This is a genomic window from Polyangiaceae bacterium, assembly GCA_016715885.1.
In the GTDB taxonomy this organism is placed as follows: domain Bacteria; phylum Myxococcota_A; class Polyangia; order Polyangiales; family Polyangiaceae; genus Polyangium.
In genome coordinates this window covers 94,668-112,899 of the sequence record JADJXL010000008.1, presented here as the reverse complement: position 1 = coordinate 112,899, position 18,232 = coordinate 94,668, and the positions used below count along the sequence as shown (strand labels likewise).

General features: G+C 60.7%; 19 protein-coding genes and 2 pseudogenes. 16 read left to right on the top strand and 5 right to left on the bottom strand.

Annotated elements, in window-relative coordinates:
* Positions 1-279 precede the first annotated feature (279 nt).
* Positions 280-1,050 carry a hypothetical protein gene (locus IPM54_11985; protein MBK9260534.1) on the top strand — a complete coding sequence of 257 codons (771 nt, stop codon included), beginning with the start codon at positions 280-282 and terminating at the stop codon, positions 1,048-1,050.
* Positions 1,051-1,644: 594 nt separating this feature from the next.
* Here the strand turns inward: IPM54_11985 and IPM54_11980 are convergent.
* Positions 1,645-1,812, bottom strand: coding sequence for a hypothetical protein (locus tag IPM54_11980; GenBank protein ID MBK9260533.1), 168 nt, complete (start codon positions 1,810-1,812; stop codon positions 1,645-1,647).
* 202 nt (positions 1,813-2,014) lie between these two features.
* Between IPM54_11980 and IPM54_11975 the strand changes: the two genes are divergently transcribed.
* The 4 genes from IPM54_11975 to IPM54_11960 all read left to right on the top strand — a co-directional run bounded on the left by IPM54_11975 (position 2,015) and on the right by IPM54_11960 (position 5,895).
* Positions 2,015-2,575 (top strand): hypothetical protein, encoded by a 561-nt coding sequence (locus tag IPM54_11975; GenBank protein MBK9260532.1) that lies wholly within the window; start codon positions 2,015-2,017, stop codon positions 2,573-2,575.
* A gap of 258 nt (positions 2,576-2,833) precedes the next feature.
* Positions 2,834-4,624, top strand: a complete 1,791-nt coding sequence (locus tag IPM54_11970) for a cytochrome P450 (protein ID MBK9260531.1) — start codon at positions 2,834-2,836, stop codon at positions 4,622-4,624.
* 7 nt (positions 4,625-4,631) lie between these two features.
* Complete coding sequence (locus IPM54_11965; GenBank protein ID MBK9260530.1) at positions 4,632-5,096, top strand: hypothetical protein; 465 nt, start codon at positions 4,632-4,634, stop codon at positions 5,094-5,096.
* Positions 5,017-5,895 (top strand): hypothetical protein, encoded by an 879-nt coding sequence (locus IPM54_11960; GenBank protein ID MBK9260529.1) that lies wholly within the window; start codon positions 5,017-5,019, stop codon positions 5,893-5,895. Before IPM54_11965 ends, IPM54_11960 begins: the two co-directional genes overlap by 80 nt.
* A 114-nt stretch (positions 5,896-6,009) precedes the next feature.
* Here the strand turns inward: IPM54_11960 and IPM54_11955 are convergent, their stop codons facing one another.
* Complete coding sequence (locus tag IPM54_11955) at positions 6,010-6,288, bottom strand: hypothetical protein (protein MBK9260528.1); 279 nt, start codon at positions 6,286-6,288, stop codon at positions 6,010-6,012.
* A gap of 1,442 nt (positions 6,289-7,730) precedes the next feature.
* On the opposite strand from IPM54_11955, the gene IPM54_11950 reads away from it, so the two are divergent.
* The 7 genes from IPM54_11950 (at position 7,731) to IPM54_11920 (ending at position 12,146) form a co-directional block, all read left to right on the top strand.
* Entirely contained in the window at positions 7,731-7,883 is a 153-nt protein-coding gene (locus IPM54_11950) for a hypothetical protein (GenBank protein MBK9260527.1), read from the top strand.
* 970 nt (positions 7,884-8,853) lie between these two features.
* On the top strand, positions 8,854-9,279 hold the full coding sequence (locus IPM54_11945) for a S8 family serine peptidase (protein MBK9260526.1): 426 nt from the start codon (positions 8,854-8,856) through the stop codon (positions 9,277-9,279).
* The gene (locus tag IPM54_11940) at positions 9,251-9,505 is read left to right on the top strand and encodes a hypothetical protein (GenBank protein ID MBK9260525.1); all 255 of its coding nucleotides are present in this window, start codon (positions 9,251-9,253) and stop codon (positions 9,503-9,505) included. Before IPM54_11945 ends, IPM54_11940 begins: the two co-directional genes overlap by 29 nt.
* A gap of 122 nt (positions 9,506-9,627) precedes the next feature.
* A complete protein-coding gene (locus IPM54_11935; GenBank protein MBK9260524.1) occupies positions 9,628-10,155 on the top strand; it encodes a tryptophan-rich sensory protein in 528 nt (175 codons plus the stop codon).
* Between the two features lie 317 nt (positions 10,156-10,472).
* Positions 10,473-10,766 (top strand): AbrB/MazE/SpoVT family DNA-binding domain-containing protein, encoded by a 294-nt coding sequence (locus tag IPM54_11930; protein MBK9260523.1) that lies wholly within the window; start codon positions 10,473-10,475, stop codon positions 10,764-10,766.
* Positions 10,750-11,175 (top strand): PIN domain-containing protein, encoded by a 426-nt coding sequence (locus IPM54_11925; protein ID MBK9260522.1) that lies wholly within the window; start codon positions 10,750-10,752, stop codon positions 11,173-11,175. Before IPM54_11930 ends, IPM54_11925 begins: the two co-directional genes overlap by 17 nt.
* 137 nt (positions 11,176-11,312) lie before the next feature.
* On the top strand, positions 11,313-12,146 hold the full coding sequence (locus tag IPM54_11920; GenBank protein ID MBK9260521.1) for an AAC(3) family N-acetyltransferase: 834 nt from the start codon (positions 11,313-11,315) through the stop codon (positions 12,144-12,146).
* On the opposite strand, the gene IPM54_11915 is transcribed toward IPM54_11920, so the two are convergent.
* The 3 genes and pseudogenes from IPM54_11915 to IPM54_11905 all read right to left on the bottom strand — a co-directional run bounded on the left by IPM54_11915 (position 12,103) and on the right by IPM54_11905 (position 15,029).
* The gene (locus tag IPM54_11915; GenBank protein ID MBK9260520.1) at positions 12,103-13,176 is read right to left on the bottom strand and encodes a hypothetical protein; all 1,074 of its coding nucleotides are present in this window, start codon (positions 13,174-13,176) and stop codon (positions 12,103-12,105) included. The genes IPM54_11920 and IPM54_11915 overlap by 44 nt on opposite strands.
* A 355-nt stretch (positions 13,177-13,531) precedes the next feature.
* Positions 13,532-14,154: pseudogene (locus tag IPM54_11910) on the bottom strand (class I SAM-dependent methyltransferase).
* Between the two features lie 410 nt (positions 14,155-14,564).
* A complete protein-coding gene (locus IPM54_11905) occupies positions 14,565-15,029 on the bottom strand; it encodes an alpha/beta fold hydrolase (protein ID MBK9260519.1) in 465 nt (154 codons plus the stop codon).
* A 519-nt stretch (positions 15,030-15,548) separates the two neighbouring features.
* Between IPM54_11905 and IPM54_11900 the strand changes: the two are divergent.
* The 4 genes and pseudogenes from IPM54_11900 to IPM54_11885 all read left to right on the top strand — a co-directional run bounded on the left by IPM54_11900 (position 15,549) and on the right by IPM54_11885 (position 18,190).
* Positions 15,549-15,993: pseudogene (locus IPM54_11900) on the top strand (YwbE family protein).
* A gap of 232 nt (positions 15,994-16,225) precedes the next feature.
* Positions 16,226-16,945, top strand: a complete 720-nt coding sequence (locus tag IPM54_11895) for a hypothetical protein (protein ID MBK9260518.1) — start codon at positions 16,226-16,228, stop codon at positions 16,943-16,945.
* Positions 16,946-17,141: 196 nt separating this feature from the next.
* Positions 17,142-17,456 (top strand): hypothetical protein, encoded by a 315-nt coding sequence (locus IPM54_11890; GenBank protein ID MBK9260517.1) that lies wholly within the window; start codon positions 17,142-17,144, stop codon positions 17,454-17,456.
* Between the two features lie 101 nt (positions 17,457-17,557).
* Positions 17,558-18,190 carry an SMI1/KNR4 family protein gene (locus IPM54_11885; protein ID MBK9260516.1) on the top strand — a complete coding sequence of 211 codons (633 nt, stop codon included), beginning with the start codon at positions 17,558-17,560 and terminating at the stop codon, positions 18,188-18,190.
* The last annotated feature ends 42 nt before the right edge of the window (positions 18,191-18,232 follow it).

Below are 18,232 nucleotides of genomic sequence, written 5' to 3'. Positions count from 1 at the left end.
CACTCGCTACGTCATCCCCCATCACCGAATGCGCCCACCACCCGTTTCAATGCTTTACCTGCCCACCCAAAACGTTCCCCATACCCCGCTCACCACTTCATGCTCCCACCACCATCGTTTCCCTCCCCCTCCTCAACACTTGATGACGCAGCAGCAAACGCTTCCACCGCCCTTCTAAAAACTTTGCAACGCGGCGCGTCGTCAAGGATCGCCACTGCAAATAAATCTTGAAACCATGTGGTGCGTTCCCGTAGGGTTGCATCCTGTGTTGGAGGTTGAATGAGTGCGACGTTGAACCAGATTCCTCGCGCGGAAAAGCGCGAGATTGCAACAAATGTCCTTGCCAACTTGAAGGCTCGGGCAGCTCAGGGGCCGGCCGAACCGGCGCTCGATGCGTATATTCCCGAACTGACTGACATCGAAGCGGTGCTGGATACGCAGGTAACGGCGAGCACGCTTGCGGATGCCAAGCGCGCGGCGCGACTTGCGCGGCTCGATGCGGCCGATGATGCCGTCGATACGTGGTATCGGCATATCGAGAGCTACCTCGAGATCGAAGCGCGACGAAGGGCATCACCGCATGCAGCCGCCGCTGGAGCACTACACGAGGCAGCCTTTTCGGATGGGCTCGCGCATATCAATGACTCCATCGCGGACGAAAACCGCATCTGTCGCGATGCGCTCGTGATACTGCGATCGAACGAGCATGCGGCGACGGTGCAGGCGATCGAATTGCCGGCGGTGTGGTTCGATCGCTGGGAAACCGCGCTCGATGAAAGCGATACTGCCTATAAAGACGTCGACGCTGCGCGGTCGGACAAACAGTCGAGCGTCAATGCCGGGCGCGATGCCGAAGCGGAATGGGTGGAGCTTTTCGTGCGCCTGCGGCGATACGTATCGAGCCGAGCGAAACGATCGGACACGGCGCGAATTCAGGAAGGAAAAGCATTGCTAGCGCCCCTCTTGGACGTGCTTGGCAAACTGAAAGCGCAAGCAGCCGCCCGTGCAACTCGAAGGCGCAATGCGGAACAAGCGCCGACCAACGAGTAAAGCACGCAATCTGCGCCTCGCTGAGGAACGCTTGCTCGTCACGGACACGCGCACGGTCGCCACCCGCAATTCACTCGTGTCGAAGCTTTTCCAGTAAGAGCCCCGCGAACCTCGATCACGCCACGCATCCAGTGCGGCGCGGCGCAGGATCTGCATTTGATCCCGAACCCCTTGGCAGGTAGAAGGACCCGGGTTGCCAGGTCGGGTGGAGCGCGTGCATTCGGGTGCGCTCGCGGTGATGAATGCCCCGAAGAGGCATCATTGCATGCGCCAGCACGCACCTCGAGTCGTGGCACGCCGGTTGCTGCTGCGGTGGAGGCCGAGTGTCTGCCCATCACGCGGCCCATTGACGCCAACGTACTGGAGACGAATTCCATGCGAGCCATTCTCTCTGCAATCGCCATTGCGGCGCTTGCCATTTGTGCTTGTGACTCTACCGAATCCCGATCTGGTGCTTCTCAACCATCGACGGAGCGCGCTGACGGCGTCGCGCCAGCAGCAGGGCACGATGAGAGTGCAGGGCTCATGGCACGGCAAGTCCTTCCCGGCGCGTGGCAAGCGGGCTCGATCCGGCGCTTTCACTCCGCCGAAGGCTCAAAGCGCGCGCAGGGCGTGAACCTCGGTGGCGGCGACGCGACCGAGCCCATGGTACAACGCTTCGATGAAGCGGTTGTCCAGCAAAACATGCGGGAGGTCTTCGAATCGTCGCGGTGGGTCTTCTTCCCCGACGGAACGTTCGAAGTACGTGCCTACAAGGGCCATATCCTTTCCGCGCGCCTCATGGGGACCTATAGCTCGGGTTTATCTCCTTGGACGATCACAGGCAATGGGCGCTCGCAGGACAATCGACCAGTCCCCGATGGACAGCGCGTGAGCGCCACGATTCATTATGCGCACGCGAACGAAATCGTCCTCCAGGTATCGTTCGATTGCACGTTCGGCGATGCCTCTCGGAGCCGCCCGCATGGCCGGGAGTGGGTGGGGAACGACATGGGCCATCCATTTTTCGAGCCGCTTCGATTTGCCGCTCGAACGAGGCATTCACCGGCCCAACCAGGGCAATGCGCTGGTGCTCGCCAGCCACCCCATTCCACTCGAAAATCCGGCACATGCTCCGCAGGCACCTCCAAGCGACGATCCATTGATGGATCAGGCGCGACGAACGATCGCAGGCGCCGACCAACTCCTTGCCAATGGGAAAGCGAAACAGGCCTTCGATCAAGGATTCTGGGAGTTTTATCCCGATGGCACTTTCCGCTATACCCACGATCCGCTTCGCTTTTTTCCCATGCACGAGCTCGAGGGACGTTGGGAGAGTGAAGGCGAAGGAGTCATTAGCTACTCTGCCAAGACCACCTATGGAGAAGGCATTCTCGCGACGACCGTGAGCGTCGATGGTGAGATGTTCGGCGTTGGCAGCGACGGCGCGCGAGCAAGGCTGACGTTTCGCTCCCAGGACGACATGGCCCGGTATGAATACACGTTCCAGCAGAAGTACCGCGTGGACCAGTCCATGGGAAAATGATCTATTGGCAGGGGGCTTATTACCATGGTCACGTCGCCATGGGTGAATGAACCCACGGGGAACATCCGGACCGACCTGCGTATCCCGGCGGAGCGATTCCTTCAAAGCCGTTCTCCTCTTCATTTCGTCAAACATCCATTCATTCGTTCCTGCCGCCGTTTTCCATTCGTGATCGTGCATTGTCGAAGTTCGTCGCAGCGGGTCGCGCGCGCATGGACGAGGCGCGCGGTCGTGCCTATGTAAGGGCACGCCAGATCCATGCCTCGACCGGGCTACAACCGAATGAAGGATCGGATGGAAAACCGAACGGATGATCAAGCGACGAGCGCGATAACGATATCGCTCGACCCGAACCTGGCCCACGAGGGTTATGCCGTTGCGCGAGCCAATGGGGCGGTCGTGAACGTGAAATTCGCGAGCGCCGAAGAAAATGGCAGCGAAGAAAACGGCAGCGAAAAAAACAATGTCCAGGATTTTCTTGCACAGCCGCACCTGTTCGTGAGCCGTTACGACGAAGTTCTGGCGGCTCTGGTCGATGGGCGGTTGTCCTCGGACCCGCGTAGCGCCATGACCCAGGCGCAGCGCAACAAGTTACCTCCGGTCGTGGAGGAATTCCGATTGTTATCGGAGAGCCTGCTCTCAGGATCCGCCGGATCACACGCGGCTGCGCAAGCTGATTCAGCCGAGTTTCTCGCAACGCGTGATGGCGAGCATGCGGCCGCGTATTCAGAAAAATCGCGGACGAATTGCTCGACAAAGCGGAAAGCGAGGCGCAGGAGCGGAGCGAGTCGGCACCCGATCGGTCCATGGACATCATTACGGCATTTGCCTATCCCTTGCCCGTCACGGTCATTTCCGATATGCTCGGCATTCCGATCGAGGATCGCAAAGAGGTCCAGCACTGGACGGAGAATTTGCTACGAGTCGATCGGCGGCGCACTGGGCAGATGGATGAAGAAACGCGTTCTCGGATGCGCGAGTTCATTTCGTACTTGCGCGATCTTTCAAGAAAAGCGCGCCAAGCCGACCCATGACATGATAACGCAACTGCTCCAGACCGAGGAGGAGGGCGACAAGCTGAACGAAGACGAAGTGCTCTCGACGGTATTTCTGCTGTACCTCGCGGGGCACGTGACGACGGTGAATTTGATCGGCAATGGCGTCCTGGCGCTGATGCTGCATCCGACCGAGCTGGAGAAGCTGAAGAACGATCCGCAACTGGCCCCGAAGGTCGTCGAAGAAACGCTGCGATATTGGGGGCCGGTCGATTTCGTTTCGGCACGGATCGCAAAAGAATCGTTCGAAATGGGCGGACGAACGATTCCGAAGGGTGAACCGGTGATGGTCGGTTTGGCGTCCGCGAATCGTGATGCGGCGCGTTTTCCCAATCCGGACACCTACGACATCACGCGTGAGGGGGCCGAGCGTCACGTGGCGTTCGGCAAAGGAATCCACCTTTGCGTGGGTGCGCCGCTGGCTCGGGTCGAGGGGCATATCGCATTCGAAACGTTGTTCAGGCGATTCCCTGGATTGCGACTCGGCGCCGCCCCGAAGACATCCGGTGGAACAATTCGTTTCTGCGAGGCATTGCGAAGCTGCCCGTGCTGTTCTGAGCGTCCTTCGCGGCCGAGGATCGACGCGCGCGAAAGCTCTTCTTTCCAGACAACGGGCTTTCATCCACACGCCACGAATTCGTGTTATCCTCCCCCTCATGGACCTCCGGCCCTTTTGCCTTGCCCACGACAGCGCCGCTTTCCTCCCAGCCGAATACCTCGGCGCAGACGGCCTCGAGCCCGAAATCCGCGCCGTGCTGCGCGAAGTGCCCGGCTTGTCCGGCGAGCACCTCGACCTCTTCGATCGCGGCTTCCGCCTTTACCGCAAGCGCGCCGCGTCGCTCTTCGACCGCGCCCCAGGCTCGTGGCTGCCGCCTCGCAAGGCCAATCTCCTCGTCATCACCGATCCTCGCCGCGTAAGGCCCTACAGCCAGCCTTTCCTCGGCGTCACCTGGTGCCTTCACGCTTCGGACCTCGACCCGCGCCTGTCCAATGAAGAATGGGTGTGCTACCAAATCTTTCACGTCGAGCGCCTCGCCGCTTTTGCGGTCGGTTCGCGCCTCCGTTTGCTTCAACTCGAGTTATTTTTGACGCTCGACGACGACGAAAAGCGCGACTTTGCCCGTGCCGCATCGCGCGCGACGCGACCGGATGCCCGTGCGTTCCTCGCGCTCGCCCGCGCATTGCCATGGATTGAAAAGCTTTATCATTCGCCGCTCCGGGAACCTCGCCCGGATCATCCCGAGCCGCTCGGGCACGTGGACGGCGCCGATTTGCTGATTCCGCGAAGCGTCCGGCCGGATCTCGTGGAGCTGCTCGGCGCGTTCGAGAGCAATGCGCGCGACGTGGAAGCCGCGTTTCTCGCATCCCAAGCCGAGACGTTTCCCGGTGACGCGCCCGTGGACGAACTTTTGTGCTTTTCTCGAATCCGCGCGCCCGGACGTCGAAATCGTCGATGGTACGGGTAAAACGGTTTATTCGCCGGAGTTCGTGGGCGGTCTCGACGAAGTGCGCGCGGCCTTGAAGGGCCTCGCGTCATGGGCGGGCGCGAGCCTCGAAGCGGATCTGCGGCTCGTCGACGAGAAAAGCCGCATGGTGCTCGCGAGCTTGCGGGATCCCGACATTCTATCGCGTACGAGCGACGTCGTGGAGCAGGATGGGGGCGTGTACATTCGAGCCGATCGGCGGCGCATCGTGTACACGTTGAACCAGCCGGGTTTCGATACGATTCGCGAGGAAGGCTCGCCATTTCACAGGCAGCTCCTTGCCGCGCGAGTCGTGCATGAATGGGGGCATCTCGTGCACGAGGCTCGGCTCATTGAAGTCCCCGAAACGCGGCGGGCCGAATACGACGAGGCAGTCGGTGCATTGGAGCAATGCTGGACGGACATTGTGGAGGCCATGCCCGCGCGCCTCGAGGAAGACGTGACGGACGAGCTCGAAGGGATGCATGCAACGCGTGCTTCTGCGGGACGAGTGCTTGCTCGCGCGACGTTATCGCGGCTTTCGGATTACGTGTCGAATGTGTTTTTCCGGAAGTACCTCACGCCCGATGAGCTATCGTGTTATGTTCGGACGAATGTGCGTCACCACCTGAACGAGGAGCTCGGTCCGCTCGCGCAGCTCGTGCGGCACGCCATGGAATTCCAGTACCTCGCGCTGGCCGAGATTCGGGATCCCATGGGGTATTTCCTTGGGACTTCGTACTTCGAGGTTATTTTCTTCGCACGGGGGTATTCACGGAGCAGCGAGTGCGTGCGCTTTTGACGCGACGGCGCGTGTTTGCGCTTGTTACGAGCTGGATCGGGCGGCGTTCGTGGGAATGAGGTGTCGATGTAATGGTTGCTCGTCACGATCGTTGCGTACGATCGGATCACTTCGCTACGTTCCTTTGGTGCCGCCGCTGTTGGGATCCGTAGGCGTTTGGCGTCCTACCAGCGTTGGATCGATCCATGGCAACGTTTTTCTCCAGAGATCTGGCGGAACGGGCGGTTTCTCCAATGCTGGCCCCTCGACGATCATGTCGCGCTCGATGGCCGCGAGCGTCTCGCGTCCGAGCTTTCGCACGGGTTCGACGGCGATTCGAGGCGCTTCGTGTTTGTCCTCGTCAAGGTGAATGGCGGCGAGCGTCTCGCGCCCGAGCTTTGGCGCAGGGCCCACAGTAATCGCGGGCGTCCCCGATCATCGCTTGCGCGCGCACTTCGATATGCGGCGCTGCGTGAGGGGCGTCGGGAGGAGCCAAAAACGCCTCGATCACAGGCAGTTGTTGCTCCATCGCTTCCCGCACCGAATGGCGCGATGCGCTGTTCGTCATCACCACGCAGACAATCCGAGCGGACGCTGCGACGCCAAATCCAACATCCACGTGCCCGGGGCCGCCATAAGGCACGAGGTCCCCCGCGCGGCAAGGACAAAAATCCGACATCGCGTTTTCCGATGAGCGCTTCCGCTGCCGTCGCGAGCAATTTTCGCCCCGCTTCTGGCATGAGCGGCGGCGCATCACGCGTCACGAGCGCGGCTTCACGCGTGAGCGCAAAGGCGAATTCGGCGCCTGCAGCCTGGCGAAGACGCTCCACGAGGTCATCGAGTGTCGACATCGTGCCAGTGTAAACGAACGGCGCGTTTCAGGAAATCAAGAAATCCTTTGCGATCGTTTGCTGCAAGCTTGGTTTCAAAGATCGGACTGCAGCTCGATGTACCCTCGGATTGAAGCTTCAGACAGCGCTGCAATTCGACTGGAGTCAATCGGTCCGGCACCCTGGACAAGCGGATGCTTTTTTTAGTATCTGCATTCATGGCCGACGAATCGTATCGACGCAACCATTGTTGATGCAAATTTTACCTTGCGTATTCACTGAGGAACGAGTCCCATGCCCATGCTTCGCCGCTTTTTGCACCTTCGCTCGCAATCGCCTGTGTCCTTGCCCGTCGGTCGCTTCGGCCCGTTCGGCCCATCGACCCACAGCCACCATCGAAGGTGCAATTCCCCTTTATTTTGCACCTCGCCCGGCCGCGGACGGTTCGGGCAGGGTTATCCCTGGCCAATCGACGGCGCCGGTCATCATCGAATTCCTATCCGCTCCGACGCAAGCAGACCTCGATTTTGCTTCGCCAGCACGGCGCTGTTCTTTCGCTGAACGACGACGGAATGCCCATCGTGCGTTCCACATTCGTTAACTTGCAGACATTGCCGCTTCGGCGCTCAGAGCCGCTCTCCAAGCTCCCGAATGTCCGGCGCATTGCCCTCGACGGCGCTCCTTCCAACCTCCCAGACCGCTCGATTACACGGCCGCGCAAATTCAAGCCATGGATGTGTGGCGCGCCGGCCCGATGGGCTCCGGGTTCACGGGCGCCGGAATCACCATTTGCGACATCGATTCCGGCGTCGACGTCTTTCATCCCATGTTTTTTCGAGCTGACGGTGGGGCCTCGATTGGGTGGATGTCGACGGCAATGGCATTTTTCGCCCGGTATCGACGGCATCGATCCGGATGGCGACGGCAGCCAGGCCGACGTCCTGCGCGTTCTCAATACCGTGATTACCACGTTCTACGACAAGGATCCCCAATTCCGGCAGCGACGATCCTGCGTACCAACTCGGTATGGATTGGCTTTATGCGGATCGAAATGGCAGCGGCGCACGCGAATTCGGCCCGAGCGCGGGCTTTACGGAGGCTGATCCCACCTTCGGCGAGCCGCTTTACGTGCCCGACGACGTCAATCGCAATGGTGTGCTCGACGAGGAGAAAAACTGATCGCTTTGGGTTCGTCCAAAATCAAGTCCGTCCGATTCGACAACAAGACCTACCAGCGCGGCAAAAACCTCATCATGCTGCCAATCACACAGGACTTCGACCATGGAACCGGCGCGAGCGGCGTTTTGCTCGGCGGTCACCGCGGCCTCACCAATCTCGTAGGAATCGCTCCCGATGCCGAGCTGGTCATGGTCACGCAATCATCCGGTGGAGAAGTCAAAGCTACGAACTTTTGTCTCAATCAAAGGCGCACGCGTGGTGCTTTCACGAATACGCGCCGTGGGTCGGCTATCCGCTCGATGGATCCAGCCCCATGGAGCAGCTCATCGACGAGTCATCCGCGCAAGGCGTGTCGCACATCAACCCTGCGGGAAACTTGTCGACATCGGACAGACTCTACAAGCGTTCGGTCCCTGCCGGTCAACAAACAATCGTGCCCATCGAAGCACCGAAGAATTCCGCCTTATGCTCCCTTTCGATTCATCGGCGTGTCGCTGCTCTGGCGCGATGTGATGCGGAACTTGACCCTGCAATTCAAGGACCCCACGGGTTTCCAAATGGATTGCCCAATGCGCCGGGAGCCGTATACACCGACTGGCACGACGGCCTGAAATCTATGCGGAGAGGACCGATTCGAGCCGAGGACTTCGCGCGTCGACATTTACGTATTTGGCCAGAATGCCAATCCTCCACCGATCCCGGCAGGAACTTGGACGATCACGGTGAACGACCCTGCTCCACCGGGCGCCCCGGACCTCGCATTGATCGGCTATGTGATGGATGATATGTCGGGCTGGGGCAAAAGAATTTTTTTTCCCCGAACATGCCAGTGAAGATCACCTCATTGGGCATCCGGGCACGGCTGATCATGGATTGGCGGTGGCTGCTTACGTCGGGCACGGGTTTTTGTTCGAAGTCCTGGTGAACGCGCGCCTTATTCGGGGCGAGGTTATCGTATCGATGGAAAAAGATCCTCGCGATTTCAGCGCCGGACGATCCGATTACGGCGGGTTTTCGTGAAGGTGAGCAAGCGAGTGGATTGATTTATGGCGGCACGTCGGGCGCGAGCCCTCATGTGGCTGGCGCCGCGGCGCTGCTGCTACAAGCTCACCCGGATTGGACGGGCGCTGATGTGCACGAGGCGATTCGAAACGGAGCGCTGGTCGATGAGCACGTGGGCAACGCACCGAATGATGATTTCGGCTACGGGAAATTGCGCATTCATCGCAGCTTGTTCGGCCAAGATCCGCCCGCGGGGTCGGATCCGCGCATTTCAATCGATCCGGTGACGGCATATGCAGGCGTCGAAGTGTCGATTCCGATTGACGTGAGCGACATGGACGAGCCTGCGGCATCGCTCGTGCTGGATGCAGATTTGGATTATCATTGCGCTTGACCTATACGGATTTGGGCCGCCGAATCTTGAAGCTTCGAGTGCTCGATTCGACAGGCAGGACGCGACCGCGCTCGCGATTGTCGATGTCGTGGACAAACCTTTGGACCCGCCCGCGGTCATTGTTGCGGGTGGTGGAGGTTGTTCGCAGTCGGGTGGATCGAATGAATATTGGCCAATTGCGCTGCTTGGGCTGATGGCGACGCGCAGGGGGAAGAGGTCGGGGTAGGCAATGACGAGCAGCTTCAAATAGCGTAGTTCTTACCACTTTCCGCTTTGTTGGCAGAGACCGCCCGGAACGCGATTTGCTCGATCGGTGCGGGTGGCACGGACGTGCTCGGGAGGACGGCCATGTATTCCGGGAAAAATCGCGCAATTCGTCGTTTGATCGGGGTTGGAATTTTCGGAGGGCTCACGTTATTGACGTCGATCGTCGGAAGTATCGTGAATGTGCGAGGAATGCAATCATGGTACGATGCTTTGGAGAAGCCTTCGTTTCAACCTCCGGGCGTCGCATTCGGCATTGCCTGGACCATTCTGTACGATGATCGCCATTGCGGGCGTTCGAGTTTTTCTGGCACCTTCGAGCCGGGATCGCACGCGGGCGCTGACGTTGTGGTTTGTCCAGTTGGCTCTCAATTTCGCATGGACGCCGCTCTTTTTCGGTTTGCAGCGACCGTGGCTCGCGCTGGCCGACATGGTGGCATTGATCTTCGTCACGGGAGCTTTCATCAGGGTCGCTCGTCGAGTCGATTCCGCTGCATCATGGATGTTCTGCCGTACCTCTTGTGGCTCGGGTTTGCCGCGACGCTCAATGCGGAAATCATTCGTCTGAACCCAGAATGGGCGCGAAGCGCAATGACCGTTCTCAATGGCTGAGAACGCGATCTTGCACGGGCGAGCCGCCCTTTTAGCGGCTGCGACGGCGCCTTTTCCGGGGAGAGACGCCTTCGTAGCGAGAAAGATCACGTGTTTCCCGCGGAAACTCGCCTTTTTAGCGAGAAAGATCACGTGTTTCCCGCGGAGACTCGCGTTCCCAGCCGCTGCGAAAGCCTTTGGCCCAGAAAAAGACGCGTTCTCAGTCGTTGAGGAGGCGTCGAGGCGTTCTGTTTTCGGTGTGTGCTCGGGATGTGCTCGGATGGCAACGACACTTCAAGACCCTTCGACCGGACCGCGGCTTCTGCTACAGTGCCGATATGAGCCTCGTGACGCCCAAGCTTCAGGTGACGCTGCCGAAGGAGCTTGCTGACAAGTATGAGATTCTGCCTGGTGATGAAGTAGAATGGGCCGAGGCTGATGGCGGAATCCGCGTCATCCCTGCAAAAACGCTTCCTCGGATGCTGAGCACGCAAGAGCGGTTGAAGCTATTCGATGAGGCGACATCACGGCAGCGTGCAAGGGAAGCCGAAGCTTCGCAGACTGCCGGAGGCGGGACGGCGGATAGAGGCTGGACGCGCGAGGAGATCTACGATCGTGGTCTCGCTCGTTGACACGAATATCCTGGTTTACCGGTACGACCCACGATTTCCAGACAAGCAGCAAAAAGCCGCTGCCGTGCTTCGAAAGGGAATCGAGGAGCGCTCGATTCGAGTGCCTCATCAGGCGATCATCGAATTCGTTGCTGTCGTGACGAGGCCCATGGGCAAGCATGCGCCACTGCTATCGGTCGTCGAGGCACGCCGTGAAGTGGAAGAGATGCTGTTGACGTTTGATGTCATCTATCCGAGCGAAGCCGTTATTCGGCTTGCTCTACATGGCGCAACGACCTATCAGCTTTCGTGGTTCGACGCCCATTTATGGGCCTACGCAGAGCATTATGGGCTTTCCGAAATCCTTAGCGAGGACTTCCAGGACGGGTGCGTTTACGGGACGGTGCGAGTTCGCAATCCGCTCACGTGACGAGAAACTCTGAGCATCGTGGATGATTCTCGATGTTGCTCCCAGATATCGAGCCTGCCTCGTCACGCCTCAGCCCCCGCCGCGTGAGCGCCAAATTTACGTTTTTCGATAACCCCAGAATGCAGTAAGCTCCACCCATGCAAAGCCCCCTGGACCTCGTGCGGGACCTCCGACAGCTCGGCGTTCGCGCTGGTGACACGCTGATGATCCATGCTTCCCTCCGCGCAATCGGGCCCATCGAAGGCGGCGCTCGAGGTGTGGTCGACGCGCTGACCAAGCCGTTTTCGAGGGTGGAACGACCACGATGGTCCTCGGCGCGAGACGATTCGGCCTGGGTGAACGATCTCCCTGAACATGAGCGGGCTGCACATCTGCAAAACGCCGAGCCTTTCGACAAATCGACGACGCCCGCGGATCCGGACGTCGGGTATCTCGCCGAAGCTTTTCGTCAGCAGCCAGGCACGCTCGTGACCGACCACCCGGAGGGACGATTTGGAGCGCGAGGTGCGCGGGCAATCGAGCTGCTTTGCGATTCACCGTGGCACGATTACTTCGGGCCGGGCTCGCCGCTCGAGCGATTGTGCAAAATGGGCGGGCGAGTGCTCCGCCTTGGCGCCGATTTCGATACCACGACCGTGCTGCACTGGGCCGAGTATTTGGTGGATTTGCCGCAAAAACGACGCGTACGTCGATACCGACGCATTGCGGCCGCCCCAGAGCCGGTGATCCGCTACGTCGATTGCCTCGACGACAGCGAAGGCATCGTGGATTGGCCTTTCGAGGATTACTTTGCGCTCATTTTGAAGGGTTATTTGGCGACGGGTCGCGCGTCTTGCGGGCTCGTTGGTAACGCGCGCAGCGAGCTTGTCGAAGCCGAGGACCTCGTGCAATTCGGTGTCGCGTGGATGAATGCGCGATTCACTTGCATCAAGGATCCGGCCAAACCATCAAGTTCGGATCAGGCCACTTGAACGGGTTGCTCCCATTGTTCGAATTGGGATTCGAAAAATGGTTTTGACAGCCCGTGATGTTGCCCGGATTGCCCTGCAAGGTCCAGAAGGATTCGCAGACGTTCTGCGAAATGAAACTCCTGCACGCGTCCATCGTATGCTCGCCGGAAGCGGGCGTCGTGTAATACGTGCTCACGAAGCTCCAGGCAATGGCCTGCATATCGGCGGCCGGTACTGCATTCACTCCTTGCGGGACCGACGCTCCCACGGGGGAACTACGAAACACGGCGGCGTACGTCACGAGCGCCGCGAAATACACGCCGAGCTGCGTCAAGTGCACGTTGTCATTAAAGATCATGTTCAGTTTTTGCGTCGTCGTTCCGCTGATCCCCTGAACCTTATCCGCCAAAATTTGCTCGACGAGGTGAACCAATGCGGCTCCCACGGGCAACGTGGTCAGCCGATCCGAACGCCCTAGAGCTTCGAGCGTGAGGTTCACTTTGTTCGCCACGCATTCCCAAGCCACGAGAGCATTCTTTTCGTGCGTGATCCATGTTGACGGATCGGCTTTGTCGACATCGAGCCAGCTATGGTAAAATAGCGTGTGTCCGGCAGGATTGCCATCGATGAGCCGATCGTGGTAATGCCGCAACAGCCCGGCAGTGTCTTCCCATTGAATGGTGCCGAGAACATCATGCCGCTCGGTGATGACGAGCGTATCGTACTTTTCGCCCGCACCCAGCGTCGTGGGATTTTTCAATTCTTCGATGACGTTCATGTCGAACGTGCCATGTTTGTTTTTGCCCTTCTTGTATCCGGGCCAATCGAGGTTGTTCCAGCTATCGCCCAGCGTTCGCACTCGAATGGGCGAGCCGATGCCAATTTGCTGGTTGTAATTGAAATCCCGCCCCAAGCTTTGGGCAATGGCAAGCACGTAGTCTGCGAGTGGATCATCCGTCAAGCTATGGCCGCTCAGAAACACGCGTGCTTTCGAGCGTTCGGTCCATCCGCTGGCTCCACCGCCACCACCGGCGCCTCCGGCACCTCCGATTCCACCGCCGCCACCGGCACCACCTGCGCCACCGCCGCCTTGACCCGCTTCACCTGCTGAGCCTCCTTGGCCTCCCGAGCCGGCAGATCCGCCGGATCCCGAGCTGCTCGACGAGCCATTCGGCGTGGGTTCCGTGTCGGGGCAACCTGCGAGCATGGCCGTCATGGCAACGAGCCCTACGAGGCTTCGGGGCTTGCGCCATCGAAACGTACGAATGGCGCAATCGTCGAGATTCGAATCATTTGGCATCATGGTGACCTCCGAGAAGTTTGGGGAAGCATTTGGGTATGCCAATTCTTCTGCGCGGGCAAGGGAGAATTGATTGATTCATTGCGGATTCGCCGCAGCGTTTGCTTCATCTTTCGTCGTGCCACGGGTGTCGGCATGTCATTTGCGCGTTGCCGCCCACCGCGAGCGCGTCGTAATAATGGTTTTCACCTTCGTCTTCGAGGCTGCGCGCGAGCGCCATTCCCGCGCCTTCGAGCAGCCGTCGATACTCCGCAGCTCCCAGGGATAGGGACGTGCGTCCCGTGAGCTGGTCGGTCCAGACGCATCGCTCGTGCGGCGCGGTGAAAGGAGGCGCCCGCCTGGCCTGAGCGCGCTTGCCAGACGGCGAACGAGCTCGCGCTGCGATTGTTCGGAGAGCAAAATAGCAGGCCAATGGCGATGACGCCGTCGAACGTTCCGGCCGAAGAAGCGGCTCTGTTCAGCCGCCTCACACGCGACCACCGCGCCGGGAAAGCGCGTCCGGAATGCGCCGACCAACGTCGGAGATGCATCCAATCCAGCGACTTGGAATCCGTCGTCCATCAGGGCCATCGAAATGGGGACCCCCGAGCCGCAACCGACATCCAAGACAGAGCCGCCTTTCGGCAGGCATGTCGCCCATTGCCGAACGGTGGCGGCCCCAATGTCCGATCGGCATTCGATGAACCGCTCGGCCACAGCTTCCCATCCGTTGGACAGATCCTCATTCATGATGTCCCCGCTGAGTCTACGCATCCATACGTCGATCGCGCAGAAAATCAGTGACGACGCGGTTGAAGGCTTTCGGGTCGTCGCGCTGCGGCTAACGACCCGCGCCCTCGATCCACGCCAATCGCGCGCCGGCAATGGCGCGCTGTGCCTCGCGGGGAGCTCTCCGCGGGCACGGCTGTATCCTTGGTGCCGTGGACGAGCAATGTGGGCGCTTGAATTTCAGACAGGCGGTCGAGCAGCACGCTACGCGTTCCGTTCCACGTGACTTCGCTGCGCTGGAAGGCGCTGAAGGCTATGCCCGCGCCGGGGCGCATTGCTTCCGCGTGCGCCAGGTCCACCAGTTCTTCGGTCAGTGCGCCGGGTTTTTGAGCAGCACGCCGAGCGAGATTTGATCGCCGCGCGGCTGCGCATCATTGCGGAGGTAAATCTTTGCATGCCAGGTACGTGCACCGACAGATAACCGAGTTTGCCCAGCGGAACCTTGCGCTGCAAGCCGCAGCTGTCCACCAAACCAGCTTTTCCACTCGCTCGGGTTGATCGAGCGCCACGCTCATCGCCACGGCCCCGCCCATCGAAATGCCTACCAGGCTGCACCTTTCAATCCTCAGCACATCGAGAAACTCGATGGCGAACGCAGCGAGGTACTCCAGCGTATACGGAAGGTCTGCAGGTTTGTCGGACTCGCCGTAGCCTGGAAAGTCAGGCGCAAAAACGCGGTGAGTGTGCGCGAGCTCGGGAATCAGCAGCTCCCACGACAGGCGCGCCGAGTCGATTCCGCCGCCGTGTAGCAGCACCACCACCGGTCCGGTATCACCGGCGTGGCAATAATGAATGTTCAGCCCGTCGATAGTCGTGGTGAATTCCGCGATGCTCATGCTGTTCTCCACTATCGAGCGCGTCGTTGTCATGAGCTGATGGCCCGATCGCCGTACGTTTGCGAATTGTATGCGATGGCGGCACAAAGCATTTCGTGATGCGACATGAGATGGGCGGGGCCCAGGCACCCTACGACGAGAGCATCGACGGATACCACATTTGCAGCGATACTCAATCGGTTGTTGACCTGGCCATGCTTCGCCGTCGAGAATTTCCGTGTTGTCGGCGGTCGATACCGCGCTAGATTGACGGCCCGCCGCCCGAATCAGGTCTGAAACACAAGCCGTTCTCGTCGCTGCGTCATGCCGCGCCTGCGCCCGCGCCGAAGCCGTCTGCTCCATCCCCAGCAACCAAGCCGACTCTCGGGCGGATTGTCGTGCGACGAATTCGATGCGGCGGAGAAAACGATGATTACGCGCGTCATTGGTGTACCACAGGAACATTTGAGCATATTCGGTAAGCCATGGCGAGAAACACTTGGGCAAACCGTCGCAATCGAGGGGCGCGACTTGCTCGTGATGGCTGCCGAATGCGAGCGCGTTGCGACGCTACTGCGCAATGCAGGAGCGGGCGGGGCCGTGATCGTTCGACAGGCGAATCCAGCGGATGTATCGCCAGCGGGCGAGCCCGGAGGGACGCAGCGAGCGCAGATTCGACGAGGATTGCGCGTGGCGATCGTCATGAAAGCGGATCAGGAAACGGGAGCGCTCACGGAAGGCATTGTGCGCGATATTCTGACGAACTCGTCGACACATCCACGAGGCATCAAGGGTGCGGTTGGAATCGGGAGAAGTCGGGCGCGTGCGCAGGATTCTCGCGCTGACGTCACGTCTTGCTCAGCAACGCAAGGCTCAACATCGCACCCAGAATCCGCACGAAAACGGCTCATCTGAGGTAACTCGACGGGGCAAGGTGATCCTCATTCGTGGCACGATGATTGCTGCGGGTCCCGACCCATCATGAACACTCCCGACGATCCCCTCATTTTCCCAGCGATTCCGGAGGATTGCACGCGGCGCGGTGACAACCGCGTTGGCAGCGATTGCTCGCGCGTTGGCGCGGCAGCCCTTTGTTGCATCATCCTCACCGCCTGCGGCGCACGCAGCGACCTCCTCGACGTCGTGCCCCTCGAAGACTCGGCAGACTCCTGCATGTCCGCGCCCACGACGCCGTTCGCGAAGCGCTTTATGACGGCATGCGGCAGGTCGGTGCCTCGATCGCCGTCGATCGGCACGGCTATCCAGTCATCGCCGGCGCTTTCCACGGCACGCTCGACCTCGGCGTCGCCACGCTGAACGGGCCTGCCGTGCCGCCGTCTGAAGGGGACATCTTCCCCGAGCCGCCGCTCGCGCTCGAGGGCCGCTTGTTCGTCGCTCGGCTCGCGCCCTGCCGGTTGCGCGCCGTTCGCGCGCGCCGTCGCCGGGATCTACGACTCCATCGGCACCACCCAGGTCGCGCTCGCTGGCGACGGAGCCATCCTGCTCACCGCGAGCTACATCGGCGTCGCCGATTTCGGCGGCGGTCCGGTGAACGGCGGTCCCACGTCGACGGCGATCGCCAAGCTCACTGCTTCTGGCGACCACGTCTGGAGCCACGCATTCGGCGGCTCTCAGATGATCGTCACGCGTCCCGCGACGGATGCGCAGGGCACGTCTACGTCGCGGGGTTCTTCAGCGGATGGCTCGGGTACGATGACATCACGCTCGGCGAAGGCACCTCCTTCGGGCATGACGGCTTCGTGGCCAAGCTGGATCCGTCGGGCGCGCTCGTCTGGTGGAAGATCCTCGCGCTCGAGTCGCAGCCGGTCGCGGGGCGAACCTCTCCGTCGTCGCGTGGCCCGAGGGGAGACGTCGCCGTCGCTGGCCAGATCGTCACCTCGCCGGGGCAGTTGTCGATTTCGGCGGCGGGCCCGTGAGCGTGGTGCCTCACCAGACCGGCTTCGTGACCAGCTTCGACGCCTCCGGTCAGCACCGCTGGCAGTCGTTGATCTCTCCGCTCGTCACCGACGCGCAGGTCGCGCCGTCCGGCGATCTGGTCCTGCTTGGCGTGTGGGACGGCAAGGGGTTTCCGCTCCAGCGCTTCGACACGACGGTGCGACGAGCACGCCCGTCATGGTCGGCGCCCCCGCTGCGGTCATCCCGTCCCTCGCTGTCGGCCCGAACGACGAGGCGCTGATTGCCGCCGCGCTGGGCCCGCCCATCAGCGGCCTCTTTGCCGCTGCCGTGGCCGTTTCTGGCAAGGTACTGTGGACTCGCACCATTTACGGCCAGAACGAGGACGGCAACCACCGCGTGGCCGGCGCTTTCGGGCCTTCGGGCACGCCGTTCCTCGCCGGCGGCTTCATCGGGACGATGGATCTTGGCCCCGGCGCGATCAGCACCAACGGCACCGCGCCTGACGTCTTCGTCGCCGCGCTCCCGCCCTGATCGCTCACGTCTGCACGAGCGCGAGCGAAAGGTGCCAACTCCTTTGGGAAAAGGTGCCAACCCCTTTGGGAAAAGGTGCCAGTCATGCGATGCTCGGTTTCATGAATGATCTTTGGGAACGTTTGGGATCATGGGCCGCCAAAAATGCCGGGCGGGAGCTCGGCCTCCGCAAAGGCGCGTCGGAGCGAGCGATCGTTGCCGCCGAGGAAGCACTTTCGTTGCGCTTTCCCGACGACTTTCGCGCCTCGCTCCTCTTGCACGACGGCCAGGATGGCGATGAGTCCAGCCTATTCGAATGGATGCCGGGGTGCTCGCCGCTCGCACCGCTCCGAAGCCGTCGTCGAGCGCTGGAAGGAGGAACTCGCGCTCGCCGAAGAATATCCCCAGACCGACTTCAAGGTCGTGGAGCCGGTCGAATCCATTCGGTCCTTTGGCACGCCAAGCGCATTCCCATCGCTGGGAATCGATGGTGGGACGGGGATAATACGTACCTGGACCTCTTCCCGGGTCCGAAAGGCAAAATCGGCCAGCTCATCACCTTCGTGACCGAATGCGACCTCGTGGTGCTCGGCTCGAAGCTTGCGAGACGCGCTCGCGCTTTACGTGGCGGCACCCGAGAAGGGCGATTGGGTCTTTTCCGAGAAGAATGGGTGCGTGGTGCCCAAAATAACAAACCCAACGAGTACCCCAATCGCGCCGACCAGTTCGCGACGTTTGCGCGAAACAAGCGCTAGAAGCCGCCCAGAATCGCCCACCGAGGTTGGCGATTGGTAGGC

What these genes read in the sequence shown, in the direction of transcription:
- IPM54_11985 (MBK9260534.1), top strand. Translation starts at nt 280, where the DNA reads ATGAGTGCGACGTTGAACCAGATTCCTCGCGCGGAAAAGCGCGAGATT.
- IPM54_11980 (MBK9260533.1), bottom strand. Translation starts at nt 1,812, where the DNA reads ATGGCCCTTGTAGGCACGTACTTCGAACGTTCCGTCGGGGAAGAAGAC.
- IPM54_11975 (MBK9260532.1), top strand. Translation starts at nt 2,015, where the DNA reads ATGGCCGGGAGTGGGTGGGGAACGACATGGGCCATCCATTTTTCGAGC.
- IPM54_11970 (MBK9260531.1), top strand. Translation starts at nt 2,834, where the DNA reads ATGCCTCGACCGGGCTACAACCGAATGAAGGATCGGATGGAAAACCGA.
- IPM54_11950 (MBK9260527.1), top strand. Translation starts at nt 7,731, where the DNA reads ATGGATTGGCTTTATGCGGATCGAAATGGCAGCGGCGCACGCGAATTC.
- IPM54_11940 (MBK9260525.1), top strand. Translation starts at nt 9,251, where the DNA reads ATGCAGATTTGGATTATCATTGCGCTTGACCTATACGGATTTGGGCCG.
- IPM54_11935 (MBK9260524.1), top strand. Translation starts at nt 9,628, where the DNA reads ATGTATTCCGGGAAAAATCGCGCAATTCGTCGTTTGATCGGGGTTGGA.
- IPM54_11930 (MBK9260523.1), top strand. Translation starts at nt 10,473, where the DNA reads ATGAGCCTCGTGACGCCCAAGCTTCAGGTGACGCTGCCGAAGGAGCTT.
- IPM54_11920 (MBK9260521.1), top strand. Translation starts at nt 11,313, where the DNA reads ATGCAAAGCCCCCTGGACCTCGTGCGGGACCTCCGACAGCTCGGCGTT.
- IPM54_11905 (MBK9260519.1), bottom strand. Translation starts at nt 15,029, where the DNA reads ATGAGCATCGCGGAATTCACCACGACTATCGACGGGCTGAACATTCAT.
- IPM54_11895 (MBK9260518.1), top strand. Translation starts at nt 16,226, where the DNA reads ATGCGGCAGGTCGGTGCCTCGATCGCCGTCGATCGGCACGGCTATCCA.
- IPM54_11890 (MBK9260517.1), top strand. Translation starts at nt 17,142, where the DNA reads ATGGTCGGCGCCCCCGCTGCGGTCATCCCGTCCCTCGCTGTCGGCCCG.
- IPM54_11885 (MBK9260516.1), top strand. Translation starts at nt 17,558, where the DNA reads ATGAATGATCTTTGGGAACGTTTGGGATCATGGGCCGCCAAAAATGCC.